Origin of the sequence: Microbacterium sp. NPDC077391 (assembly GCF_040686955.1) — a bacterium.
GTDB classification, from domain to species: domain Bacteria; phylum Actinomycetota; class Actinomycetes; order Actinomycetales; family Microbacteriaceae; genus Microbacterium; species Microbacterium commune.
On the sequence record NZ_JBFBMI010000002.1, the window covers coordinates 113,455 to 136,216 of the forward strand.

Below are 22,762 nucleotides of genomic sequence, written 5' to 3' on the forward strand. Positions count from 1 at the left end.
TCGGAAGAACCCTTCGCCTCGGCGCAGGAACTAGACCCGAGCGGGGCAGGCCCGTCATCGCCGCAGTGAGAGCGGCTTCGCGAGAAGCACGCAGGGTGGTACCGCGGTCCGTGAACGCACGGGTCGTCCCTGCAGCAGCATCCGCCCACGACCACTGCGAGCGCACATGACCTATCCTCAGCCATTCCGGTTCCTGAGCAGCGGCGAAGCCGACAGTCGAAGGGTCGGACCCGCCGCCGACTCCGTCGTCCCCAGCCCGCGGTTCCCCGAGATCGAGACCGAGGTGCTCGACTTCTGGGAGTCGGACGACACCTTCCGGGCATCGATCGCGCAGCGCGAGGGTGCCGACGAGTGGGTCTTCTACGACGGGCCCCCGTTCGCGAACGGCCTGCCGCACTACGGGCACCTGCTCACCGGCTACGCGAAGGACGTCTTCCCGCGCTTCCAGACGATGCTCGGCAAGAAGGTCGACCGCGTCTTCGGCTGGGACACGCACGGCCTGCCCGCCGAGCTCGAGGCGATGAAGCAGCTCGGCATCACGGAGAAGAGCGAGATCGAGCAGATGGGCATCGACGTCTTCAACGCGAAGGCGCGCGACTCGGTGCTCACCTACACGCGCGAGTGGCAGGACTACGTGACCCGCCAGGCCCGCTGGGTCGACTTCGAGCGCGGGTACAAGACGCTCGACCTCGGCTACATGGAGAGCGTGCTCTGGGCGTTCAAGACGCTGTACGACAAGGGCCTCGCGTATGAGGGCTACCGGGTGCTGCCCTACTGCTGGCGCGATGAGACTCCGCTGTCGGCGCACGAGCTGCGCATGGACGACGACGTGTACAAGGACCGTCAGGACCCGTCGGTCACCGTGACCTTCCCCCTGGTCGGCGCCAAGGCCGAGACGCTCGGCCTGACCGCCGTGCGCGCGCTGGCCTGGACGACCACGCCGTGGACGCTGCCCACCAACCTCGCCCTCGTCGTCGGCCCCGAGATCGAGTACGTGGTGCTGCCAGGCGGGCCGAACGGCGCCGCCGACATCGTGCCGGGGGACGACCCGGCCGAGAGCGACGCGCACCGCTACCTGCTCGCCCGCGATCTGCTGGGCGGCTACGCCAAGGACCTCGGCTACGAGTCCGCCGACGACGCGTTCGCCGCGGTGCAGCAGACCGTGCTCGGCGCCGAGCTCGAGGACGTCGCGTACGACCGGCTGTTCGACTACTACGCGGATGCCGAGACCTGGGGCACCGAGAACGCCTGGCGCATCCTCGTCGACGACTACGTCACCACCACCGATGGGACGGGCATCGTGCATCAGGCACCCGCCTACGGTGAGGACGACCAGCGCGTGACCAACGCCGCGGGCATCCCGACGATCATCTCGCTCGACGACGGCGGACGCTTCCTCCCATCGGTCACCGACGTGGCCGGTCAGCTGTGGATGGACGCCAACACGCCGCTGATCCGTCTGCTGCGCGCCGGCGGGCGGATGCTGCGCGAGCAGAGCTACGTGCACTCCTACCCGCACTGCTGGCGCTGCCGGAACCCCCTCATCTACAAGGCCGTCTCGAGCTGGTTCATCCGGGTCACCGACATCAAGGACGACCTGCTCGCGAACAACGAGCAGATCACCTGGGTGCCCGAGAACGTCAAGCACGGCCAGTTCGGCAAGTGGCTCGAGGGCGCGCGCGACTGGTCGATCAGCCGCAACCGCTACTGGGGCTCGCCGATCCCGATCTGGAAGAGCGACGACCCCGAGTACCCCCGGGTCGACGCGTACGGATCGCTCGAGGAGCTCGAGCGCGACTTCGGCACGCTGCCGCGCAACCCCGAGGGGGAGGTCGACCTGCACCGGCCGTACATCGACGACCTCACGCGCCCGAACCCGGACGACCCGACCGGCAAGAGCACGATGCGTCGCATCGAGGACGTGTTCGACGTGTGGTTCGACTCGGGATCCATGCCCTACGCGCAGGTGCACTACCCGTTCGAGAACCAGGAGTGGTTCGACTCGCACGCGCCGGCGGACTTCATCGTGGAGTACATCGGACAGACCCGCGGCTGGTTCTACGTGATGCACGTGCTCTCGACCGCCCTGTTCGACCGGCCGGCGTTCACGGGCGTCAGCTGCCACGGCATCGTCCTCGGCAGCGACGGCTACAAGATGTCGAAGTCGCTGCGCAACTATCCCGATGTCAGCGAGGTGCTCGACCGCGACGGGTCGGATGCCATGCGCTGGTTCCTCATGTCGAGCTCGGTGCTGCGCGGCGGCAACCTCGCCGTCACCGAGGAGGGCATCCGCTCGGGCGTCCGCGAGTTCCTGCTGCCGCTGTGGAACTCGTGGTACTTCTTCGCGACCTATGCGAACGCTTCCGGTGACGCGGGCTACGAGGCGACGTGGCGCACCGACAGCACCGACGTGCTCGACCGCTACATCCTGGCGCGCCTGGGCGACCTCGTGCGCGAGGTGCGCATCGACCTCGAGGGGCTCGACTCGACCACCGCATCCGCCCGGCTGCGCGACTTCGCCGAGGTGCTCACCAACTGGTACATCCGTCGCTCGCGCGACCGGTTCTGGGAGGGCGTCACCGACGACCCGAAGAGCCGCGAGGCCTTCGACACGCTGTACACGGTGCTCGAGACGCTGTCCCGTGTCGCGGCACCGCTCGTGCCGCTGATCAGCGAGCGGGTCTGGCAGGGACTCACCGGCGGGCGCAGCGTGCACCTGACCGACTGGCCCGACGCCGACGCGTTCCCCGCAGCCAACGACGTGCGCGACGCGATGGATGCCGTCCGCGAGCTCTCCAGCGTCGGCAACGCCCTGCGAAAGAAGGAGAAGCTGCGCGTGCGTCTGCCGCTCGCCCGCCTCACCGTCGTGTCACCGCTGGCCGGCGACCTCGCGCAGTTCGAGGGCATCCTCCGCGAAGAGCTCAACGTCAAGACGGTCGAGCTCGTGCAGCTGGCCCAGAACACGGCATCCGACTACGGCATCAGCCACCGTCTCAGCGTCAACGCCCGCGCCGCGGGACCGCGCCTGGGCAAGGAGGTGCAGAAGGTCATCCGCGCCGCGAAGGAGGGCCTCTGGAGCGAGAAGGGCGGCGTGGTGACCGCTGACGGCATCGCCCTCGAGCCGCACGAGTACGACCTGGTGCTCGAAACTTCAGGGCGCCCGGAAGGCGAGGCCCTCGCCCTTGTGCCCGGCGGCGGGTTCATGCTGCTCGACACCGTGACCACGCCGGAACTCGAGGCCGAGGGGATGGCGCGGGATGCGATCCGCGTCGTGCAGGAGGCTCGCAAGAACGCCGGTCTCGACGTGAGCGATCGCATCGTGCTGGCTCTGAACGTCTCCGCGGCGGACGCGGAGGCTCTTCGCCGGCACGCCGACCTGATCGCGGGCGAGACGCTCGCGGTGGGATTCGCGGTGCAGCCCACAGACGAGATCGAGCAGGTGGTCGAGAGCCTGGGCAGTCCCGGTGACGGCGTGTTCCGCACCAGCGCCAAGGCGCTGGGATCGCAGAAGGCGACGATCATCGTCACGATCGATTCGAACGTCCCCCAGGAGGCAGCGCGGTGAGCGACATCCAGCGGGCCGACATCGTCTACGAGAAGCTGCTCGAGCGGGCAGGGGAGCGGTGGGTGCAGCCGCGCAAGGAGCGGGTCGCCCGCATCCTGACCCTGCTCGACGACCCGCAGCGCACCTACCGCGTGGTGCACATCACCGGCACGAACGGCAAGACATCGACCGCACGCATGATCGAGAGCCTGCTGCGTTCGCACGGACTGCGCACGGGCCTGTTCACCAGCCCGCACCTGAAGCGCTTCACCGAGCGGATCATGATCGACGGCGAGCCGATCGCCGACGGGGCGATCGCGGATGCCTGGGATGAGATCGAGCCCTTCGTGGGCATCGTCGACGCCGAGCTGGAGTCCGCAGGCGACGCGCCGCTGACGTTCTTCGAGCTGCTGACCGTGCTCGCGTTCGTCGCCGCGTCGGACGCGCCCGTCGACGTGCTCGTGCTCGAAGTGGGCATGGGCGGGTCGTGGGACTCCACCAACACCGCCGACGGCGACGTCGCGGTCTTCGCGCCGATCGACATGGATCACGCCGACCGCCTCGGCGACACCATCGAGGCCATCGCCGAGGTGAAGGCCGGCATCATCAAGGACGGCGCCGCCGTCGTGTCGGCCGAGCAGCGACCCGAGGTCGCCGCGGTGCTTCGCCGCGTGGCCTCCGAGAAGGACGCGACGATCGCGTTCGAGGGCGAGGACTTCGGGCTCAGCGACCAGAAGCTCGCGGTGGGCGGCCAGCTGATCGGCATCCGCGGGCTCGCCGGCGAGTACGTCGACGAGTACCTGCCCCTGTACGGCGCGCACCAGGGTCACAACGCCGCTCTCGCCGTCGCCGCGGTCGAATCGCTGATCGGCGGTGCGTCGCAGCGCATCGTCGGCGACATCCTCGCCGACGGACTGCAGAACGCGACGTCGCCGGGACGTCTGCAGCTGGTGGGCATCGCACCGACCGTGGTCGTGGACGCCGCGCACAATCCGCACGGCGCCGCGGCCCTCGCGCGCTCGCTCGACGACAGCTTCGACTTCGACGAGTGGGGTCTCGTGCTCGGCGTCTTCGCCGACAAGGACGCGGCCGGCATCGTCGATCAGCTGCTCCCGCAGGTCGCCGAGGTGTTCGCGACGGCCCCCGATTCGGATCGGGCTGCGGACGCGGATGCCATCGCCGACCTCGTGGAGGAGCGCGGCCGCCGCGCGAGTGTGCATCCCACCCTCGCCGACGCCGTCGACGCAGCCCGGGAGTGGGCGGCCTCGGCCGACCGTCGCGCCGTCGTCATCGCCGGGTCGATCGTGCTGGCCGGCGAGGCCCTGCTGCTCTCAGAGGAGGAGGACTGGAAGTCGGGGTGGCGCGCATGAGCGCCCGTGTGGCAAGGCATCCCCGTGCTCCGCGCACGCTGGTTCAGAAGCTCGGGTCGATCGTGCTCGGCTTCGAGGCGATCGGCGCCCTGCTCGCCGGACTCGTGATCTTCGGGCTCAAGGCTCTGCCCGCGGGCATTCCGCCGTGGTGGGGGATCGTCGCCGGCGCGGCGGTCGCGATCGCGCTCGTCGCTGTCGCCGGCGCGATCGCGAAGCCGTGGGCGGTCCCCGCCGGATGGGCGCTGCAGGTCGTCATCGCCCTGGGCGCGCTGCTGGTGCCCGCGATCGCGTTCGTCGTGCTGATTTTCGGCGGCATGTGGGCGTATGCGACGATCGGTGGGGCCCGCATCGACCGACAGCGGCCGGCGGGCCCGCCGGCAGAACCTCACACAGAGAGCGAATGACATGGCCACTGAAGAAACCCTCGTCCTCGTCAAGCCCGACGGCGTCGCCCGCGGCCTGACCGGCAGCATCCTCGCCCGCATCGAGGCGAAGGGCTACGCGCTCGTCGACCTGCGCCTGGTCGAGCCCGACCGTGACCGGCTCGCGGCGCACTATGCCGAGCACGAGGGCAAGCCGTTCTACGAGCCCCTGCTCGAGTTCATGATGTCGGGCCCGTCGGTCGCGATCCGGCTCGCCGGCAACCGCGTCATCGAGGGGTTCCGCTCGCTCGCGGGAACCACCGATCCGACGACGGCGGCGCCCGGCACCATCCGCGGTGACTTCGGCCGCGACTGGGGCCTCAAGGTGCAGCAGAACCTCGTGCACGGCTCGGACAGCCCCGAGTCCGCCGCGCGTGAGCTCGGCATCTGGTTCGACTGAACACGGACCGAAGACGAGAAGAGGGACGCCCGATCAGGCGTCCCTCTTCTCGTGGGGTGGTCAGAAGATCATGCCGATGACCTCGCCGAGCAGATCGAGGCCGGCCAGCTGCGCCATCGCGATCACGGTGGCGTAGGCCAGGATCGTCGCCAGCGGCACCCACACCATGAGGCGTCCGGCACGCTCCCGAGCGGCCGTGGAGCGGCCGAGCGTGCCGTTGCGCACGAGGTGCAGTGTCGTCGCGAAGAAGGTCGGTATCGTCACCGCCCACGTGGCCATGCACCACGGGCACAGGGTGTGCAGGCTGTAGATGCTCTGGCCGATCAGCCAGCACACGAAGATGAATGCGCCGAGCACGCCGACACCGAACAGACCCCAGAACCAGCGCGGGAAGCGCACTCCCGAGAGCACGGCGACGCCCATCACGAGCACGGCCATCCACGCGGTCACGCCGATCAGGGGGTTGGGGAACCCGAACACGGCACCCTGCCAGGATCCGAGGTTCTTGTCGCACTGCAGCATGACGCTCACGTAGCAGCTCGTCGTCTCGCCCGGATTCTCGAGCACGTAGAACTTCTCGATCGTCAGCTGGAAGGCCGCCCACCAGCCGAGGACCGCGGCGATGATGAGCCAGATTCCGTAGCCGACATGGCGGGTGCGCGCGGTGGTCATGGCGCGATTATCCCAGTGGCGGCTATGCGGCTCGGGTGAATCGCGGCGCGCGAGTCGAACGCTGTTCGGCCGTCGGGCCGCGGTAGTGCGATAATGACTGAAGACGACGTCGCGCTCACGCGTGATGGAATCGACAAGACTTCGGGGTGATGTGCCCCAGGCGGTCGTGCCCGAGAGCCGACCTCCAGCCGATCGAGTTCGCGGCCGCTGTTTCGCCGCACGAGTTTTCGCGGCGCACGCAGTGCCCGCGCAGGGAGCTAGCCAGAGATGGCCGATGAGAACGATGACACCACCACCCCCAGCCTCGACGAGACGCCGGCGCAGCCGGTAGGCGAGGACACCGCGACCGCCGCGACGGATCAGCCCGCCGCCGCGCAGCCGGATGCCGTGGAGCCGGATACCGCAACGGATCAGTCCGCCGCAGCGCAGCCGGCCGCAGAGCCTGCGGCCGCTTCGCCCACGACGAGCGAGGAGCCCCAGCCCGTCACCGCGGTGAGCCTGGGGCTGCTGCCCGAGGTGTTCGTGTCGAAGGTGTCGACGCAGCTGCACTTCTACGCTCCCGAGATCGTCCCGCTGCCGGCACACGGTGGACGCGACGACGAGGGCGATGACCGCGACGACCGCGACAGCGCGTTCCGCCGAGGACGTGGCCGTCGACGCGGCGAGGGCGACGAGAGCCGGGACGAGCCGCGTCAGCGCCAGCGCCACGTCGAGTACATCACCGAGCCGAAGGCGATCAAAGGCTCGACGCGCCTCGAGGCCAAGAAGCAGCGTCGCCGCGACGGCCGTGACGCCGGCCGTCGTCGCCCTGTGGTGACCGAGGCCGAGTTCCTCGCCCGCCGCGAGTCCGTCGATCGCATGATGGTCGTGCGCTCGAAGAACGGTCGCACGCAGATCGGCGTGCTCGAAGACGAGGTGCTGGTCGAGCACTACGTGGCCCGCAACCAGGACGCGTCGCTGATCGGGAACGTCTACCTCGGCCGCGTGCAGAACGTGCTGCCCAGCATGGAGGCGGCCTTCGTCGACATCGGCCGCGGACGCAACGCGGTGCTGTACTCCGGTGAGGTCGACTGGGACGGCGTCGAGACCGGCAACCAGCCGCGTCGCATCGAGCTGGCGCTCAAGGCGGGCGACCGCGTGCTGGTGCAGGTCACCAAGGATCCGATCGGACACAAGGGCGCCCGACTCACCAGCCAGATCTCGCTTCCCGGCCGCTACCTCGTGTACGTTCCGGGCGGGTCGATGAACGGCATCTCGCGGAAGCTTCCCGACAACGAGCGCGCTCGTCTCAAGCGCATCCTCAAGGAGGTGCTGCCCGAATCGTCCGGCGTGATCGTGCGCACGGCGGCCGAGGGCGCCACCGAGGAGCAGCTGACCCGTGACGTGCAGCGGCTCACCGCGCAGTGGGAGCACATCCAGAAGCAGGTGCAGACGCAGCAGGCCCCGGCGCTGCTGCATGCCGAGCCCGACCTGCTGGTCAAGATCGTGCGCGATGTCTTCAACGAGGACTTCACCCGCATGACCATCCAGGGCGACGACGCCCGGCAGACGATCCGCGCGTACCTCGAGAGCGTCGCCCCCGACCTGCTCGAGCGCGTCGAGACCTACACCGACGAGGTCGACCCGTTCGACGCGTACCGCATCACCGAGCAGATCGAGAAGGCGCTCGACCGCAAGGTGTGGCTGCCCTCCGGCGGCTCGCTGGTGATCGACCGCACCGAGGCGATGACGGTCGTCGACGTGAACACCGGCAAGTTCGTCGGCTCCGGCGGAAACCTCGAGGAGACCGTCACCAAGAACAACCTCGAGGCCGCCGAGGAGATCGTGCGCCAGCTGCGCCTGCGCGACATCGGCGGCATCATCGTCGTCGACTTCATCGACATGGTGCTCGAGTCCAATCGCGACCTCGTGCTGCGCCGCCTGGTGGAGTGCCTGAGCCGCGACCGCACGAAGCACCAGGTCGCCGAGGTGACCTCGCTGGGTCTCGTGCAGATGACCCGCAAGAAGCTCGGCCTCGGCCTGCTGGAGACCTTCAGCGAGGCGTGCGATGTCTGTGCGGGGCGCGGCGTGATCGTGCACCACGATCCCGTCGTCAAGCACCGCAGCAGCAACGGCGGCGGGTCGAACGGCGGCGGGCAGAACCGTCGTTCGCGCGGCGGTTCCTCGCAGCAGTCCGCACCGGCAGCCGACAAGCAGCAGTCCGGCAGCGGCGGCACGCACAGCATCACCGAGGTCGCCAAGTCGGCACTCGCCGCGATCGCCGCCTCGACCATCGTCGTGAACGGCGAGGCCGCACCGGATCAGCCCGCAGCAGAGCAGCAGGCGTCGTCCGAGGCCGCTGCGCAGAGCGAGCGTCCGAAGAAGCGCAAGAAGCGCGGAGGCGAGCGCAAGGGCGCTCCGAAGACGCAGACCGAGCAGCTGCTCGACTCGGTGCTCGACGCCCTTCCCGAACCGAAGGCCCCCGGTCAGGGCCGCAACCGGCGTCGGGTCACGACCGCCATGCTGACTCCGAACTCGTCCTCGGACGCGTCAGCGCCGGTCTCGGGCTCGGACTCGCAGCCCTGACCGGATGAGCCGCCTGGTGAGCTCCTTACCGCCCACGTGCACCGCACCGGCGGCGAGGAGTCTCGGCAGCGCGTCCTCCGGGACGTCGTAGTGATCCAGATCGAAGGCGCGGGGCGGGATGCCGTGCTCCGCCGCGAACGCGTGCAGTTCGGCCAGATCCGCGTCGCTGACGAGGTGCGCCCACAGTCTGCCGTGCGCGGGCCAGATGGCGTCGTCGACGAGAACGGTCATGTCGAGATCCTAGAGGGGACACGCGATCGGGGCCGCTTTGCGGCATCGGCGCTGATCCGGTAAAGTTGTCCTTTGGTGCGAGACCCCTGGCGGCTTTGCCGATCGCAGGAGAAGTCTTGCGTCCGCATCCGTCGCCCCGGCGATGAACGCAAGCAACAGTCTTCCCGTGAGATTCCCGGAGCGATCCGCTCCCCAACGAAACAGGTATGAAGTGGTTTACGCAGTAGTGCGCGCCGGTGGCCGGCAGGAGAAGGTCGAGGTCGGCACGATCGTTCAGCTCGACCGTGTTCAGGCTGCCCAGGGCGAGAACATCGAGCTTCCCGCCGTGCTTCTCGTCGACGGTGCCTCTGTGACCACCGACGCCGACAAGCTGGCGAAGGTCAAGGTCACGGCTGAGGTCATCGGCAACCTCCGCGGCCCGAAGATCGTCATCCAGAAGTTCAAGAACAAGACCGGCTACAAGAAGCGCCAGGGCCACCGTCAGGAGCTCACGCGCGTCAAGATCACCGGCATCAAGTAAGCACGGAAGAGGCTCAGGACATGGCACACAAGAAGGGCGCGAGCTCGACCCGCAACGGTCGTGACTCCAACGCACAGCGACTCGGCGTGAAGCGCTTCGGCGGTCAGACCGTCAGCGCCGGCGAGATCCTCGTCCGTCAGCGCGGCACCCACTTCCACCCCGGCGCGGGCGTCGGCCGTGGCGGCGACGACACGCTGTTCGCTCTCGAGGCGGGCGCCGTCGAGTTCGGCACCAAGGGCGGCCGCAAGGTCGTCAACATCGTCGCAGCCGCTCAGTAAGAGCAGCAGACTTCCTGGACGGGGCGGGCTTCGGCTCGCCCCGTCCTCGTATCCCCGCCCGTCGCCGGGCTCGGGGCCCAGTTCAAGGAGCAGTCACACATGGTCACGTTCGTCGACACCGTCACGCTGCACCTCCGCGCCGGCAGGGGCGGCAACGGCTGCGTCTCGGTGCATCGTGAGAAGTTCAAGCCGCTCGGCGGTCCGGATGGCGGCAAGGGCGGCGACGGAGGAGACATCATCCTCGTCGCCGACCCGCAGGTGACGACACTGCTGTCGTACCACCATTCGCCGCACCGCACCGGTGGCAACGGCGGCTTCGGCATGGGCGATCACCGCTCCGGGTACGACGGCGAGTCGCTCGAGCTTCCGGTGCCCGTCGGCACCGTGGTGAAGAGCGTCGACGGCGACGTGCTGCACGACATGATCGTCCCCGGAGAGAAGTACGTGGTCGCCGAGGGCGGCCGCGGCGGGCTCGGCAACGCGGCACTCGCCTCGCCCAAGCGCAAGGCCCCCGGCTTCGCGCTGCTCGGCACGCCCGGGCAGGAGTGCTCGGTCGTGCTCGAGCTGAAGACCGTCGCCGATGTCGCCCTCGTGGGCTACCCGTCCGCGGGCAAGTCGAGCCTGATCGCCGCACTGTCTGCCGCGCGTCCGAAGATCGCCGACTACCCGTTCACGACACTGCACCCCAACCTCGGAGTGGTGCAGGCCGGTGACAGCAGGTACACCGTCGCCGACGTTCCCGGCCTGATCGAGGGCGCCAGCGAGGGCAGGGGGCTCGGCCTCGAGTTCCTCCGCCACGTCGAGCGCTGCAGCGCCCTGCTGCACGTGCTCGACTGCGCCACCCTCGAGCCGGGTCGCGATCCGCTGTCCGACCTCGACGTCATCCTCGCCGAGCTCGGCGCGTACGAGGTGCCCGAGGGGCAGATCCCTCTGCTGGACCGACCGCAGATCGTGGCCTTGAACAAGGTCGACGTGCCCGAAGCTCGCGAGCTCGCCGAGATGGTGCGCCCCGATATCGAGGCGCGTGGCTTCCGGGTCTTCGAGATCTCGACCGTCGCACGCGAGGGGCTGCGCGCGCTGAGCTTCGCGCTGGCCGAACTCGTCGACCAGCACCGCGCCGAGGTCGCGGTCGAGGTTCCCCGTGAACGCGTCGTCATCCGGCCGAAGGGCGCGAAGGAGGAGTTCTCCATCCGCGTCGAGGGCGGCACCTACGGCAACATCTACCGCGTGCTCGGTGAGAAGCCGGTGCGCTGGGTGCAGCAGACCGACTTCCAGAACGAAGAGGCCGTGGGCTACCTCGGCGACCGTCTCGAGCGTCTCGGCGTCGAGACCGCGCTGTTCAAGGCGGGCGCCGTGGCCGGCGCGACGGTCATGATCGGCACCGGAGAGAACAGCGTCGTCTTCGACTGGGAGCCCTCGATCGCCTCGACGGCGGAGCTGATGGGCTCGCCGCGCGGCACCGACATCCGCATCGGCGGCTCGAACCGCCGCACCACGGCCGAGCGTCGTGAGCAGTACCACGAGATGATGGATGCGCGCGCCGCAGCCCGAGCCGAGCTCGAGGAGAAGCGCCTCGCCTCACGCGAGGACGAGGAATGACCGCGAGCAGCCGCGCCGAGCTGGCGACAGCGAACCGGATCGTCGTCAAGGTCGGATCCTCATCGATCAGCGGCGAGTCGTCGTGGCGCATCCCGATGATCGTGCAGGCGCTGTCATCGGCGCACCGGCGCGGGGCGGAGATCATCCTCGTCTCATCGGGGGCGATCGCCACGGGCATCCCGTTCCTGGCCCTCGACTCGAGGCCCACCGATCTCGCGACCCAGCAGGCTGCCGCCGCAGTGGGGCAGAACGTCCTCGTCTTCCGGTACCAGGAGGCCCTGCGACCGTTCGGCATCGTGGCCGGTCAGGTGCTGCTGACGACCGGTGACCTCGAGAACCCGACGTCGCGCAGCAACGCGCGACGAGCGATGGACCGGCTGCTGTCGCTGCGCATCCTGCCGATCGTCAACGAGAACGACACGGTCGCCACGCAGGAGATCCGCTTCGGCGACAACGACCGGCTCGCGGCGCTCGTCGCGCAGCTCGTCGGCGCTGATGCGCTCGTGCTGCTCAGCGACGTCGAGTCGCTGTACACGAAGCCGCCGACGGACCCCACGGCGGTGCCGATCGAGGAGATCCCGGCCGACGCCGATCTCAGCGGTCTCGAGTTCGGCGCCTCGGTCGTCAACAGCGTGGGCACCGGGGGAGCGGCGACGAAGGTCTCGGCTGCGCGGATGGCCGCGGCATCCGGCATCGGCGTGCTGGTGACCAGCGCCGACCTGGTCGGCAAGGCCCTCGAGGGTGAGCCGATCGGCACGTGGTTCGCCCCCTCCTTCGGTCGCTGACCCGCCGGCGTCATGGCGGCCCTGGCCGCGCCGGCGCGTCGATACACTGACCGGATGAGCACAACTCCCGTCTTCGATGCCCAGGCGGACACCGCGCAGGCTCGCCTCGTGCGCGCCAAGGAGGCCTCACGGTCGATCGCACGGCTGACCAGCGCCGACAAGGCGCGTCTGCTCGAGACGATCGCCGAGGCGATCGAGTCGAGCACCGCTCGGATCGTCGAGGCCAACGCGCTCGACATCGAGCGGGGGCGGGCGGATGCCATCGGCGAGTCGCTCATCGACAGGCTGCGCCTGGATGAGCGGCGTGTGGCCGCACTGGCATCCGCCGTCCGCGACGTCGCCACCCTGCCCGACCCGATCGGGCAGGTGATCGGCGGGCACCGGATGCCGAACGGCGTCGCCCTCGAGCAGGTGCGGGTTCCGTTCGGGGTCGTCGGAGCGATCTACGAAGCGCGCCCCAACGTGACCGTCGACATCGCCGCCCTCGCCCTGCGCGCGGGCAATTCGGTGGTGCTGCGCGGCGGCAGCGCCGCCCGGGAATCGAACACGGTGCTGGTCGCCGTGATGCGGCAGGCGCTGGCGGATCTCGGGCACGACCCCGAAGCGATCCAGAGCGTCGACGACTTCGGTCGCGACGGCGCGAAGGCGATGATGCACGCGCGCGGTCTGATCGACGTGCTCGTGCCGCGAGGCAGCGCCGCGCTGATCGAGACCGTCGTCACCGAATCCACCGTGCCGGTCATCGAGACCGGGGCCGGGGTGGTGCACATCGTGATCGACGAGTCGGCGCCGATGGACTGGGCGCGCGACATCGTGCTGAACGCGAAGGTGCAGCGCCCGAGCGTGTGCAACGCGGTCGAGACCGTGCTGGTGCACCGCCAGGCCGCTCCCCAGCTCATCCCGGTGATCGCGAGCGCGCTGCTCAGCGAGGGCGTCGCCATCCACGGCGACGACATGGTCGCCGGTCTCGTCGCGGGCACGATCCCGGCCACCGAGGAGGACTGGGCGGCCGAGTACCTCGGTCTGGAGATCGCGATCAAGGTCGTCGACGATCTCGACGAGGCGCTGGCGCACATCCGCCGATACAGCACCGGACACACCGAGTCGATCATCACCACCGACACCCGCAACGCGGAACGGTTCCTCGCCGAAGTGGATTCCGCGGTCGTGATGGTCAACGCCTCCACCCGCTTCACCGACGGCGCCGAGTTCGGGTTCGGCGCCGAGGTCGGGATCTCGACGCAGAAGCTGCACGCGCGCGGCCCGATGGGCCTCGGCGAGCTGACGAGCACGAAGTGGCTCGCGCGCGGGTCCGGCCAGATCCGCGGCTGAGGACTAGAATGGACAGGCGTTTGCTTGCCATGTCAGGAACGGAGTCAGGATGAACCTCATCGCCCAGATCGCGATGGCCGCAGCCGAGACGGAGCACCACGGCAACGTGGCCGCCGAGACCTTCATCTTCGGTGTCATCGCCGCGATCGTCTTCGCCGCGATGGGCCTGGTGACGCTGTCGTTCCGCAACGTCGCGAACCGCCACGCGGCCAAGGCCGAGGCGTACGCCCTGAAGCACGGCAAGGACGGCCACGGCCACTAGGACCGCATGCACGATTCCAGCGCTCGGGCACCGCGCATCGGCGTGATGGGTGGCACGTTCGACCCCATTCACCACGGTCACCTGGTCGCGGCGAGTGAGGTGGCGCACTCCTTCGGCCTCGACGAGGTCGTGTTCGTGCCCACCGGCCAGCCCTGGCAGAAGCAGCACGTCTCGCCGAGCGAGCACCGCTATCTGATGACGGTCATCGCGACGGCCTCGAACCCCGGCTTCACGGTCAGCCGCGTCGACATCGATCGTGACGGGCCGACGTACACCATCGACACGCTGCGCGATCTGAAGGCGCAGCGTCCGAACGCCGAGCTGTTCTTCATCACCGGCGCGGACGCCGTGGCGCAGATTCTCAGCTGGAGAGACCATGATGAACTGTGGGACCTCGCCCACTTCGTCGCCGTCTCCCGTCCGGGGCACGTGCTGAGCACGGACGGACTGCCCACCGACGACGTGAGTCAGCTCGAAGTGCCGGCGCTGTCGATCTCGTCGACGAACTGCCGCGAGCGCATCGCCGACGGCCAGCCCGTCTGGTACCTGGTCCCGGACGGCGTGGTCCAGTACATCGCGAAGCATCATCTGTATCGGAGCAAGGCATGAGCACTGAAGAGGACGGGCACACCCTCACGCGCAAGCAGCTGCGTGAGCTCCGCCTGACCGGCTCGACACCGGTCGTCAGCAGCGAGGACGCAGCCGCCGCGCAGGCGGCGCAGGCTGAGACGCCGAGCGACCGGTCCGCCGAGACGGACTCGGTCGAGTCGCACGCCGCCGAGCGCGCCGCAGCTGAGCCGGGTGCAGCAGTGCAGGCATCTTCGGCCGCCTCGTCGGCGCCGCTGACCCGCCGCGCCGCGCGTGCCAAGGAGCGCGGCCGCACGGATTCCGGCCCCGTCGACTCCATCGCACCGCAGTCCGCTGCCGAAGAGCCGGTCGCCGCTCAGCCCGTCGCCGAGCCGGTCGTGGCCGAGCCGGTCGTCGAAGCAACCGTCGTCGAAGAACCGGTGGTCGACGAGACCGTGGTGCAGGAACCGGTCGTGGCCGAGCTGATCGTCGACGTACCCGTCGCCGAGGCGGCCGCTGCGGCGGGATCCGTCCGCGACGGAAGCGTCCCGGTCTTCGCGCCGCAGCCGGCGCAGTCGACCACCTCCGACGCCGGCCTGCCGAGCGCGTCACCCGCCCGCGATGTCGAAGAAGACCAGGCGGACGCGGATACGGATGGCGATGCGGATGTCGAGCCCGAGCGCCCGATGGTCGGAGCCGCGTTCGGCATCGGCGTCAAGCGGTCCCCGTCCGGGCCGGCCACGCCCACGGCATTCGACGATCTGATCGATACCGGATCGGGCGGTTCGCACAAGACCGCGAGCACGCTGATCTTCACGCCGTCGCCCGGCGCCGGGTCGCTCTCGGGGCCCGTAGCATCGACCGGCGAGCTGCTGATCACCGGCACCTACGCCCTGCCGGACGGCATGGGCTCGCAGGGTCACGCGCTCGGCACCACCGACGGCAAAGACATCGATGCCGTGCTCATCGACGGCGAGCTCGCGCCGGCGTCGTCGCCGACGCCCATCGCCGCGAGCTCGGCGATCAGCACCTCCAAGCCCGCCGGTGAAGTCATCCGTCCCCCCGTGCCCGACAAGGGCAGCAAGCTCACTCTCACCCTCGCGATCGTCGCCGGGGGTCTCGCGCTCGCGCTGGCCGCGTCGCTGATCATCGCTTTCACCACAGGAGTCCTCGGTTGATGCAATCCCCAGAAACCGCCGCAGAGATGCTGCAGATCGCCGCTCGTGCAGCTGACGCGAAGGGGGGCGAGGACCTCCTTGCCCTGAACGTCTCCGAGCCGCTGCCGCTCGTCGACATCTTCCTGCTCGTGACCGGAAACAGCGAGCGCAACGTCGCCGCCATCGCCGACGAGATCGAGGACCAGCTTCTCGAAGCCGGGCACCGTCGAGTGCGCCGCGAGGGCCGTGCCGAGTCGCGCTGGGTGCTGCTGGACTTCGGCGACCTGGTTGTGCACGTCTTCCACTCCGAGGAGCGGGTGTACTACGGTCTCGAGCGTCTCTGGAAGGACTGCCCGGTCGTTCCCATCGAGCTCCCCGCGCCCGCCGCGGGGGAGTGATCGCGGGCGTCGCCGCCCAGCGTCAGTCGACGCGCTCGTCGCCTGACCAGGCGTCGTCAGCGTCTGCGGCCCCGGATGCCAGGCGGTCGGCGTCGATGCTGTCGATCCCGTCGGGATCGGCGTCCGGATCCAGCTCGACCTCGCCGTCCACCTCGCGGGTCGGAACGGCTTCGTTCTCTTCGAGGTCGGGGTCTTCGGGAAGCATGTTCGGGGTGGGGTTCGACATGATCGCTCCTCTTCGTGACGACGTCGTGCGCGCCGTGTCCGGCGAATCTAGCGCGCCCCGGTCCGGTGTCGGATCCGGTTGACGGCGCACGTCTCAGGGGCTAGGCGAGGCGACACACCCGGCCCGGTGGGGCGATTTGGCACCCGCCCGCCGGTGCGTAGTATGCTGATCAGGTTGCCGAGTCAGGCAGCGAAGATGGGCCTGTGGCGCAGCTGGTAGCGCACCTGCATGGCATGCAGGGGGTCAGGGGTTCGAGTCCCCTCAGGTCCACCGATAAGAAGTCCCGCGAGTGATCGTGGGACTTTCTTCTTGTCCGCGGCGGATCAGCCTAAGCGGGCTGCGCAGGCGCTCGTGCCCTTCGCCGCAGCCTGCGTCCTCCGCCCCGTGCACGACAGGTCGCTGCGGAAAACGGCCATCAGGCTCAACGGATCATCTGGCCATTGACGCGGGACCTCAGGGGTGCCACTGTGTGACAAAGCATCGCCTGGGGGCGGGCTGCCGCCGCATTGGGACACTGGGGAGGGCGCAATGGAGACACCGGAACCGAGCAGTACACCATTCGACCCTGCATCTACCGCGGTGAATATCGCGCTCTCGAATTACTACATGGCCATCATCTTCGTGGTCGCGGCGATCCTCGTGATCGTCGTGGCGCTCGTGTTCGCGCACCTCTACCACCGCCGGGCCCTGAATGTGATCGCGGCCGCAGTGAGGAAAGGCCAGACCGTTGCAACGACGTCTGACGAGGCTGCCCGTGGGCTCGGTGATGACGCCCGCATCAAGGGGCCCACGTCGGGTGCCCCGAATGAGGAGCTGTTGTTCGGCCTTGTCGGAGTCGAAAGTGGAAAGACGATCGATTGGGGCGCCGTCGGGGCCACGCCGTCGTCGCAGGGCGGCGAAACGTTCACGACAACGTTCACGAAGGGGGGCGCTACACAGTCAAGGCCACGGTGGAGGGTCTGACGGAAGCACTGACGAAGGAAGTGATCATCGGCACCGCAACAGCCGACGGGGCCTCGACGCCGGTGACGATCCCGTTCGTGCTGAAGAACTGGGGCAGATTGGTCATCGTGCTGTTCGGCGTGGGTGTGATAGCTGCGCTCATGTCGACTCGGATCATCAGCGCAGAAGCCGGCATCGGAATTCTGGGAGCTCTGCTCGGTGTCGGCGCCACCGCCGTCGCAACCGCAGGAACGTCAGACGGAGGATCGACGGCCCCGCCACGCGCAGCGGGGGATGATGAGCCGACGGAGAAACCTGATGAACAGAGGTGACGCCGCCCTCCTCGGCACCGGGTTCGGCGCCGACGACGCGGTGGAGGCGCTCGGCACATCCTTGACGATGGACTTTCTGCGTTCAGCGGACGGGCGGTGGCGCAGCAGACCTGTCAGACCCGAATGGGTAGAGACGGCACCGTGGTCGGATTCCCGCATCACCATCGCCGTCGTCGACACCGGCGTCTGCGACGACTATCCTCCCCTCGTGGGCAAGGTTGTGGAACAGGTGGACCTGACCGGCGAGGGAGTTCGCGACGAGCACGGCCACGGAACCGCAGTGGCGGCCATACTCCTTGCGCACAGCTCACCGTTCACCGAAGTGCTCAGTGTCAAGGCCCTCGGCCGGGACAAGACCGCCACGGTCGGCAGGCTGTCTCTGGGCATGCGCAAAGCCGCAGAGATGCTCGGCGAGCGTGGACGGATCATAAACGTCTCGGCGGGGCGTCGCACCCCCGAATGCACCGGCGACTGTCCGCTGTGCACGACGGTCACACAGCTTCAGGACGATGGCTTCATCGTCGTCGCCGCTGCCGGAAATAGTGTCGGAGTCACGTACTGTCCCGCGCGGGTGTCGATCTCCGTCACCACAGCCGGGCCGGATGCCGCGGAGGGGACGGTCACCAGCAGCCTGCCTGACTGGGAGCTGATCACCACATAGCAGCCGGCGTCGTGCACTGAGACAGTAGCCCACCAACGCCCTCGACGGGGGTCAGACGAACACGCTGATCCCGTAGACCACGAACAGCAGCAGGTGCGCGGCGCCGTGCACGGGATTCACCCGCCGTGCGGAGAAGGTCGCCATGGTCAGCAGCAGAGTGAGACCCAGCAGCAGCAGGTTCATCGGGCTCTCGGCGAGCACCACCCTCTCGCCGGTGACGAGGCCGATCGTCAGCACGGCGGGGATGGTGAGACCGGCGGTCGAGACGAGAGCACCGTGACACAGGTTGCTCACCCGCTGCATCTCGCCGACCAGGGCCGCGCGCACGGTGGTGATCGTCTCGGGCAGGAAGACGATCATCGCGATCAGGATGCCCGAGAGCGCCACCGGAGCACCGAGGTGGTCGAGGCCGACATCGAGCAGCCTGGCCATGTCGTGCGAGAGCAGCACGATCGGCAGCACGAGCGCGAGCAGCAGCAGCGTGCGGGCGACGAGCTCGCGCCGGTGGCCGGTCAGCACGGTTCGCACCGAGGCGTGAGAGGGCCCTGCACCCGCATTCAAGCGAGCCCCCGGCTCCTGAAAGTCCGTCTTCTGCGGCCCCATCTGCCTCTGCAGGAAGAACGCGTAGAGCAGCACGACGAGCACGACCATGGCGATCGCCGCGGCTGGGGCGTACGATCCGCTCTCGCCGAGGAACGCGGGGAACGCGAACGCGACCGCCAGCAGCACGATCAGCATCGCGAGGTAAGCGGACACTCCGTCGCGGTTCGCGCGCAGACCGCGATGCCGCAGTCCGCCGACGATCAGGGCGACGCCGACGACGAGATTCATGATGATCATCGACACCGCCATCACCGAGTCGCGTGCAATGGTCTGATGCTCGCCGGGCCCGAGCATGACGGCTGCGATGAGGATCACCTCGATCGCCGCGATCGACAGGGTCAGCACGAGTGTTCCGTAGGGGTCGCCGAGCCGGTGCGCGAGGTGTTCGGCTTCGGTGACGACGCCGAAGGCGCACACGGCGATGATGGTGACGATCGCCGCCAGAACGAGCCACAGCACCGGCGTCGGCAGGTCGCTCTTCAGGAGAGCGGAGAATGCGGTCAGTGCGCCGACGGAGCCCCAGCCGAGCAGCAGCCGCACGACCGCGGTGCGCGTGAGAACGGTGCGACTGAGAGCGGAGCGGGTCACGGTGCGATCCGAATCTGCGGGGCCGTCCCCACCTGCGATCACTCCGTCGGGTCGTCCCGCCGGTCACGTCAGCACCAGAGTAGCAATCCGCCGACGCCGACGCCGACGCCGACGCCGACGTCACGACCTCGCACAGCCGACGGTCGGAGTGGCCGAGTACCGTCGACACCATGCGTGCTCGAGCGATCCGTGGTGCCCTCGCCGCTGCCCTGGCCGTGTGCCTGCTGGCCGCGTGCACTCCCGCCGCGCCCGCAGCATCGAGCCCCGCGAGCCCCGATGCTCCCACCGTCGTGCCGTCGCCCGAACCCCGCCCGTCGAGGGATCCGGCCGTCGACGCGGTCGCGGCGATGAGCATCACCGAGCAGGCCGCCAGCGTCGTGATGGGGCACATCTCCGGCACCGACCCCGCCGCCCTGCGCGCATACATGCAGTCGGCACCGCAGGGCGCGCCTCTGGGCGGATTCATCCTGATGGGCGGGAACATCGGCGCTGACGCATCTCAGGTCAGAGCGCTGAGCGATGCGCTCACCCTCGACCCCGGGCTGCCTCCGCTCATCGCGATCGACGAGGAGGGCGGTGTCGTGCGGCGCCTGCCGTGGGACACGCTGCCGGGCGGGCGGGGCCTGCACGGACTCGATGCGACACAGACCGAGCAGGTGTTCGCCCAGCGTGCCGCCGTCATCGCCGAGACGGGTGCCAACGTGAACTTCGGGATCGTCGCCGACGTGCCGGCCGACGCCTCGTCGTTCATCGCCTCTCGGGCGCTGGGCCCCGACCCCGACTCCGCGTCGACCCGGGTGACGGCCGCCGTCGACGGCGAGGAGGGCGTGGTGCTCTCGACGCTGAAGCACTTCCCGGGTCACGGTGCAGCGCCCGGCGACTCCCACCACAGCATCCCCACGACCGCGATGACCCTGCAGCAGTGGCAGTCGGGCGAGTCGCGCCCGTTCGTCGCGGGCATCGACGCCGGCGCGGAGCTGCTCATGTTCGGGCACCTGGCGTACACGGCCGTCGATCCGGCCCCCGCGTCGCTGTCGGCCCGCTGGCATGATCTCGCGAGGGATGAGCTGGGCTTCGACGGGGTGATGATCACCGACGACCTGGGCATGCTCAGCGGATCGGGCATCGCCGAGTACCAGGATCCCGTGGCGAACGCCGTGACGGCACTGCAGGCGGGCAACGACATGGTGCTCATGGTCGCCGGGTCGACGGCGCAGACCGCGCCCCAGATGGTCTCCGGGATCGTGGGCGCCGTCGACGACGGGAGACTCAGCCCCGACCGCCTGCGTGACGCCGCCGCGCACGTCATGCGACTGCGGATGCAGCTGGCAGACGACCGCTAGTCGCGACGGGCAGACGACCGCTGAGCGCGACCGGCAGACGACGGCTCGTCGCGGCCGTCTGAGGGCCGCTGATCGCGACCGAGCCACGCCGTCAGCAGAGCCTCGCGCAGCAGGTTGCCGCGCTCGGCGAACACACGCTGCCGACGCACGTACTCGGCCTTGCCCTCCGTCGTCTCGATCCGCACGGGCACGATGCCCCATGCCGACAGATCGTAGGGCGCGGCCTCCATGTCGAGGCGGCGGATGTCGGAGGCGAGCTCGAAGGCATCCAGCAGCAGCTCGCCGGGAACGAGCGGGCCCAGCTTGACCGCCCACTTGTACACGTCCATCCCCGCGTGCAGACAGCCGGGCTGCTCGAGATCGGGCTGACTCTCCCGGGTCAACGGCACACGGTTGCGCGGCACGGCATCGTCGGTGAAGAAGCGGAACGCGTCGAAGTGCGTGCAGCGCAGCTCGGCGGCCTCGACGACGGCGTCCGTCCCGGCGCCGCCGAGGCGCAGCGGCACGGCGTGCCGGTGCTCGTCCGTGCGGTAGACCATCGCCCACTCGTGCAGCCCGAAGCATCCGAACTGGCCGGGGCGGGCGGCGGTGAGCCGCAGCATCCGCTCCACGAGAGACGCCAGCTGAGGCTTCTCGCCGCGGAACGCCTCCGCATCCGGAGCGTATCCGCCTGGCTCGACGCCGGGGGAGTACCAGCGCCATTCGGCGCGCTCCCCGGCATCCTGGAGCGTCACACCGGCACCCGGATGCCACCGCCGCAGCTGCGCGGGCTTGTACGAGTAGTAGGTGAACAGGAAGTCCTCGACGGGATGCTTCTCGCCGCGCTGCTGCCGCGCGCGATGCGCCGCGGTCAGGGCGTCGGCCCGGTCGGCGTGCGTCTGCGCACGGGCCGCCCACTCGGTGCGCGTGAGCGAGCTGCTCATTCCGCCAGGATGCCGACCTCGGTGAGCCGCTCGCGCAGCCCCGCGCCGTCCTCAGCGCTCACCCACGGCACGCTGCCTTCGGCGTGCTCGCCCGAGGCACGCCCGCCGGCGAGCACAGCCTCGGCCGGCAGCAGGCGACGGATCGCGACAGCCGCGACGGAGGAGGGGTGCTCTTCGAGGAACTGCGAGTAGATGGCCTCGTCGTGCTGGCCGTCGTCGCCGATCAGCAGCCAGCGCACGTTCGGGAACTCCTCCGCCAGCCGGCGCAGGTTGCCCGTCTTGTGCGCCTGGCCGCTGCGGAACCAGCGGTCGTGCGTGGGCCCCCAGTCGGTGAGCAGCATCGCTCCGGCGGGGAAGAGGTGACGGCTGAGGAAGCGGGTGAGCGTGGGAGCGACGTTCCACGCGCCCGTGGACAGGTAGATCATCGGCGAGCCGGGGTTGTCCCGTCGCAGCTGCTCGAGCAGCACCGCCATCCCGGGCACGGGAGTGCGGGCGTGCTCGTCGACGACGAACGAGTTCCACGCGGCGATGAACGGCCGTGGCAGCGCGGTGACCATCACGGTGTCGTCGACATCGGAGACCACGCCGAAGTCGACGCTCTCATCGACGATGAACGCGGTGGCGTCGACCGGTTCCTCTCCCTCGACCGACATCGAGAAGGTCTGCCAGCCCGGCGGCAGCTCCGCTTCGATGACGGAGTCGATAACCCCGCCGCGGTCGGCGACGACCGTGTGCGTGCGCCCGCCGATCTCGACGACGACGGAGGCGAAGCTGACGGGGATGCTGACGAACGAACGCCACCCGCGCACGCCGCCCTCCCCGCGAGCGTTCTTCCGCGGCGTCGGGACGATCAGCGCCCGACCGACGACGCGCACCCAGCCGGTGCTGCCGTAGCCGGGGAACGGGACGACGGTCGCCGAACGTCCTCGTCGGCGAGCGCGGCGCTCGCGCCAGACGTGGAGGCGGTGTTCGAGGCGGGCGAACCAGTGGATCTTGGCCGGTGACGCAGGAGTCATCGGCTCCAGTCTTTCACGCTTCGCAC

Annotated in this window: 24 protein-coding genes and 1 tRNA gene; 19 read left to right on the top strand and 6 right to left on the bottom strand. The window is 69.3% G+C overall.

The window, feature by feature from the left end; all coding sequences use genetic code 11:
• Positions 1-166 precede the first annotated feature (166 nt).
• Genes ileS through ndk form a run of 4 tightly spaced genes read left to right on the top strand, consistent with a single transcriptional unit; the run spans position 167 to position 5,736 of the window.
• Positions 167-3,565: an isoleucine--tRNA ligase gene (gene ileS, locus AB0O65_RS05845; protein ID WP_363383620.1), complete on the top strand. Its 3,399-nt coding sequence runs from the start codon at positions 167-169 to the stop codon at positions 3,563-3,565.
• Positions 3,562-4,914: a folylpolyglutamate synthase/dihydrofolate synthase family protein gene (locus AB0O65_RS05850; protein WP_363383622.1), complete on the top strand. Its 1,353-nt coding sequence runs from the start codon at positions 3,562-3,564 to the stop codon at positions 4,912-4,914. Before ileS ends, AB0O65_RS05850 begins: the two co-directional genes overlap by 4 nt.
• Positions 4,911-5,318, top strand: coding sequence for a DUF4233 domain-containing protein (locus AB0O65_RS05855; protein WP_256221070.1), 408 nt, complete (start codon positions 4,911-4,913; stop codon positions 5,316-5,318). Before AB0O65_RS05850 ends, AB0O65_RS05855 begins: the two co-directional genes overlap by 4 nt.
• 1 nt (position 5,319) lies before the next feature.
• Entirely contained in the window at positions 5,320-5,736 is a 417-nt protein-coding gene (ndk, locus tag AB0O65_RS05860; RefSeq protein ID WP_071643142.1) for a nucleoside-diphosphate kinase, read from the top strand.
• Positions 5,737-5,796: 60 nt separating this feature from the next.
• On the opposite strand, the gene AB0O65_RS05865 is transcribed toward ndk, so the two are convergent.
• Positions 5,797-6,408 (bottom strand): vitamin K epoxide reductase family protein, encoded by a 612-nt coding sequence (locus AB0O65_RS05865; protein WP_363383625.1) that lies wholly within the window; start codon positions 6,406-6,408, stop codon positions 5,797-5,799.
• 267 nt (positions 6,409-6,675) lie between these two features.
• Between AB0O65_RS05865 and AB0O65_RS05870 the strand changes: the two genes are divergently transcribed.
• On the top strand, positions 6,676-8,973 hold the full coding sequence (locus tag AB0O65_RS05870; RefSeq protein ID WP_363383627.1) for an Rne/Rng family ribonuclease: 2,298 nt from the start codon (positions 6,676-6,678) through the stop codon (positions 8,971-8,973).
• Here the strand turns inward: AB0O65_RS05870 and AB0O65_RS05875 are convergent.
• Positions 8,938-9,204: a DUF4031 domain-containing protein gene (locus AB0O65_RS05875; protein ID WP_071643163.1), complete on the bottom strand. Its 267-nt coding sequence runs from the start codon at positions 9,202-9,204 to the stop codon at positions 8,938-8,940. The genes AB0O65_RS05870 and AB0O65_RS05875 overlap by 36 nt on opposite strands.
• A gap of 211 nt (positions 9,205-9,415) precedes the next feature.
• Here AB0O65_RS05875 and rplU point away from each other — a divergent pair, with 211 nt between their 5' ends.
• The 9 genes from rplU to rsfS all read left to right on the top strand — a co-directional run bounded on the left by rplU (position 9,416) and on the right by rsfS (position 16,102).
• Positions 9,416-9,724 carry a 50S ribosomal protein L21 gene (gene rplU / locus AB0O65_RS05880; RefSeq protein ID WP_071643172.1) on the top strand — a complete coding sequence of 103 codons (309 nt, stop codon included), beginning with the start codon at positions 9,416-9,418 and terminating at the stop codon, positions 9,722-9,724.
• Between the two features lie 20 nt (positions 9,725-9,744).
• Positions 9,745-10,002 carry a 50S ribosomal protein L27 gene (gene rpmA / locus AB0O65_RS05885; protein WP_071643174.1) on the top strand — a complete coding sequence of 86 codons (258 nt, stop codon included), beginning with the start codon at positions 9,745-9,747 and terminating at the stop codon, positions 10,000-10,002.
• A 99-nt stretch (positions 10,003-10,101) separates the two neighbouring features.
• Positions 10,102-11,601, top strand: a complete 1,500-nt coding sequence (obgE, locus tag AB0O65_RS05890) for a GTPase ObgE (RefSeq protein WP_363383630.1) — start codon at positions 10,102-10,104, stop codon at positions 11,599-11,601.
• A complete protein-coding gene (gene proB / locus AB0O65_RS05895) occupies positions 11,598-12,386 on the top strand; it encodes a glutamate 5-kinase (RefSeq protein ID WP_363383632.1) in 789 nt (262 codons plus the stop codon). Before obgE ends, proB begins: the two co-directional genes overlap by 4 nt.
• Positions 12,387-12,440: 54 nt before the next feature.
• Complete coding sequence (locus AB0O65_RS05900) at positions 12,441-13,718, top strand: glutamate-5-semialdehyde dehydrogenase (protein WP_363383634.1); 1,278 nt, start codon at positions 12,441-12,443, stop codon at positions 13,716-13,718.
• 49 nt (positions 13,719-13,767) lie between these two features.
• The gene (locus tag AB0O65_RS05905; protein ID WP_191713308.1) at positions 13,768-13,980 is read left to right on the top strand and encodes a hypothetical protein; all 213 of its coding nucleotides are present in this window, start codon (positions 13,768-13,770) and stop codon (positions 13,978-13,980) included.
• A gap of 6 nt (positions 13,981-13,986) precedes the next feature.
• Positions 13,987-14,589 carry a nicotinate-nucleotide adenylyltransferase gene (gene nadD, locus AB0O65_RS05910; RefSeq protein WP_071644947.1) on the top strand — a complete coding sequence of 201 codons (603 nt, stop codon included), beginning with the start codon at positions 13,987-13,989 and terminating at the stop codon, positions 14,587-14,589.
• A complete protein-coding gene (locus tag AB0O65_RS05915; RefSeq protein WP_363383637.1) occupies positions 14,586-15,725 on the top strand; it encodes a hypothetical protein in 1,140 nt (379 codons plus the stop codon). Before nadD ends, AB0O65_RS05915 begins: the two co-directional genes overlap by 4 nt.
• Positions 15,725-16,102: a ribosome silencing factor gene (rsfS, locus tag AB0O65_RS05920; protein ID WP_071644945.1), complete on the top strand. Its 378-nt coding sequence runs from the start codon at positions 15,725-15,727 to the stop codon at positions 16,100-16,102. The genes AB0O65_RS05915 and rsfS overlap by 1 nt, the downstream gene beginning before the upstream one ends.
• A 22-nt stretch (positions 16,103-16,124) precedes the next feature.
• On the opposite strand, the gene AB0O65_RS05925 is transcribed toward rsfS, so the two are convergent.
• Positions 16,125-16,328 (bottom strand): hypothetical protein, encoded by a 204-nt coding sequence (locus AB0O65_RS05925; RefSeq protein ID WP_071644944.1) that lies wholly within the window; start codon positions 16,326-16,328, stop codon positions 16,125-16,127.
• A 197-nt stretch (positions 16,329-16,525) separates the two neighbouring features.
• On the opposite strand from AB0O65_RS05925, the gene AB0O65_RS05930 reads away from it, so the two are divergent.
• The 4 genes from AB0O65_RS05930 to AB0O65_RS05945 all read left to right on the top strand — a co-directional run bounded on the left by AB0O65_RS05930 (position 16,526) and on the right by AB0O65_RS05945 (position 18,263).
• Positions 16,526-16,598: transfer RNA gene (locus tag AB0O65_RS05930), tRNA-Ala, on the top strand.
• A gap of 336 nt (positions 16,599-16,934) precedes the next feature.
• Positions 16,935-17,291 (top strand): hypothetical protein, encoded by a 357-nt coding sequence (locus AB0O65_RS05935; RefSeq protein ID WP_363383640.1) that lies wholly within the window; start codon positions 16,935-16,937, stop codon positions 17,289-17,291.
• Positions 17,279-17,602 carry a hypothetical protein gene (locus AB0O65_RS05940; protein ID WP_363383642.1) on the top strand — a complete coding sequence of 108 codons (324 nt, stop codon included), beginning with the start codon at positions 17,279-17,281 and terminating at the stop codon, positions 17,600-17,602. The genes AB0O65_RS05935 and AB0O65_RS05940 overlap by 13 nt, the downstream gene beginning before the upstream one ends.
• Entirely contained in the window at positions 17,589-18,263 is a 675-nt protein-coding gene (locus AB0O65_RS05945; protein ID WP_363383644.1) for a S8 family serine peptidase, read from the top strand. The genes AB0O65_RS05940 and AB0O65_RS05945 overlap by 14 nt, the downstream gene beginning before the upstream one ends.
• A 51-nt stretch (positions 18,264-18,314) precedes the next feature.
• On the opposite strand, the gene AB0O65_RS05950 is transcribed toward AB0O65_RS05945, so the two are convergent.
• Positions 18,315-19,454: a calcium:proton antiporter gene (locus AB0O65_RS05950; RefSeq protein WP_363383646.1), complete on the bottom strand. Its 1,140-nt coding sequence runs from the start codon at positions 19,452-19,454 to the stop codon at positions 18,315-18,317.
• A gap of 170 nt (positions 19,455-19,624) precedes the next feature.
• Between AB0O65_RS05950 and AB0O65_RS05955 the strand changes: the two genes are divergently transcribed.
• Positions 19,625-20,797: a glycoside hydrolase family 3 N-terminal domain-containing protein gene (locus AB0O65_RS05955; protein WP_363383648.1), complete on the top strand. Its 1,173-nt coding sequence runs from the start codon at positions 19,625-19,627 to the stop codon at positions 20,795-20,797.
• Here the strand turns inward: AB0O65_RS05955 and AB0O65_RS05960 are convergent.
• Together AB0O65_RS05960 and AB0O65_RS05965 are read right to left on the bottom strand one after the other, a co-directional pair.
• Positions 20,794-21,720, bottom strand: coding sequence for a 3-methyladenine DNA glycosylase (locus AB0O65_RS05960; RefSeq protein WP_363383650.1), 927 nt, complete (start codon positions 21,718-21,720; stop codon positions 20,794-20,796). The genes AB0O65_RS05955 and AB0O65_RS05960 overlap by 4 nt on opposite strands.
• Entirely contained in the window at positions 21,717-22,736 is a 1,020-nt protein-coding gene (locus AB0O65_RS05965; protein WP_071643003.1) for a phosphatase domain-containing protein, read from the bottom strand. Before AB0O65_RS05965 ends, AB0O65_RS05960 begins: the two co-directional genes overlap by 4 nt.
• Positions 22,737-22,762 lie beyond the last annotated feature (26 nt).

What these genes read in the sequence shown, in the direction of transcription:
- AB0O65_RS05900 (WP_363383634.1), top strand. Translation starts at nt 12,441, where the DNA reads ATGAGCACAACTCCCGTCTTCGATGCCCAGGCGGACACCGCGCAGGCT.
- AB0O65_RS05905 (WP_191713308.1), top strand. Translation starts at nt 13,768, where the DNA reads ATGAACCTCATCGCCCAGATCGCGATGGCCGCAGCCGAGACGGAGCAC.
- AB0O65_RS05865 (WP_363383625.1), bottom strand. Translation starts at nt 6,408, where the DNA reads ATGACCACCGCGCGCACCCGCCATGTCGGCTACGGAATCTGGCTCATC.
- nadD (WP_071644947.1), top strand. Translation starts at nt 13,987, where the DNA reads ATGCACGATTCCAGCGCTCGGGCACCGCGCATCGGCGTGATGGGTGGC.
- AB0O65_RS05875 (WP_071643163.1), bottom strand. Translation starts at nt 9,204, where the DNA reads ATGACCGTTCTCGTCGACGACGCCATCTGGCCCGCGCACGGCAGACTG.
- AB0O65_RS05945 (WP_363383644.1), top strand. Translation starts at nt 17,589, where the DNA reads ATGAACAGAGGTGACGCCGCCCTCCTCGGCACCGGGTTCGGCGCCGAC.
- proB (WP_363383632.1), top strand. Translation starts at nt 11,598, where the DNA reads ATGACCGCGAGCAGCCGCGCCGAGCTGGCGACAGCGAACCGGATCGTC.
- AB0O65_RS05915 (WP_363383637.1), top strand. Translation starts at nt 14,586, where the DNA reads ATGAGCACTGAAGAGGACGGGCACACCCTCACGCGCAAGCAGCTGCGT.
- ndk (WP_071643142.1), top strand. Translation starts at nt 5,320, where the DNA reads ATGGCCACTGAAGAAACCCTCGTCCTCGTCAAGCCCGACGGCGTCGCC.
- AB0O65_RS05965 (WP_071643003.1), bottom strand. Translation starts at nt 22,736, where the DNA reads ATGACTCCTGCGTCACCGGCCAAGATCCACTGGTTCGCCCGCCTCGAA.
- AB0O65_RS05955 (WP_363383648.1), top strand. Translation starts at nt 19,625, where the DNA reads ATGCGTGCTCGAGCGATCCGTGGTGCCCTCGCCGCTGCCCTGGCCGTG.
- AB0O65_RS05870 (WP_363383627.1), top strand. Translation starts at nt 6,676, where the DNA reads ATGGCCGATGAGAACGATGACACCACCACCCCCAGCCTCGACGAGACG.
- AB0O65_RS05855 (WP_256221070.1), top strand. Translation starts at nt 4,911, where the DNA reads ATGAGCGCCCGTGTGGCAAGGCATCCCCGTGCTCCGCGCACGCTGGTT.
- AB0O65_RS05925 (WP_071644944.1), bottom strand. Translation starts at nt 16,328, where the DNA reads ATGTCGAACCCCACCCCGAACATGCTTCCCGAAGACCCCGACCTCGAA.
- ileS (WP_363383620.1), top strand. Translation starts at nt 167, where the DNA reads ATGACCTATCCTCAGCCATTCCGGTTCCTGAGCAGCGGCGAAGCCGAC.
- AB0O65_RS05960 (WP_363383650.1), bottom strand. Translation starts at nt 21,720, where the DNA reads ATGAGCAGCTCGCTCACGCGCACCGAGTGGGCGGCCCGTGCGCAGACG.
- obgE (WP_363383630.1), top strand. Translation starts at nt 10,102, where the DNA reads ATGGTCACGTTCGTCGACACCGTCACGCTGCACCTCCGCGCCGGCAGG.
- AB0O65_RS05935 (WP_363383640.1), top strand. Translation starts at nt 16,935, where the DNA reads ATGGCCATCATCTTCGTGGTCGCGGCGATCCTCGTGATCGTCGTGGCG.
- rpmA (WP_071643174.1), top strand. Translation starts at nt 9,745, where the DNA reads ATGGCACACAAGAAGGGCGCGAGCTCGACCCGCAACGGTCGTGACTCC.
- rsfS (WP_071644945.1), top strand. Translation starts at nt 15,725, where the DNA reads ATGCAATCCCCAGAAACCGCCGCAGAGATGCTGCAGATCGCCGCTCGT.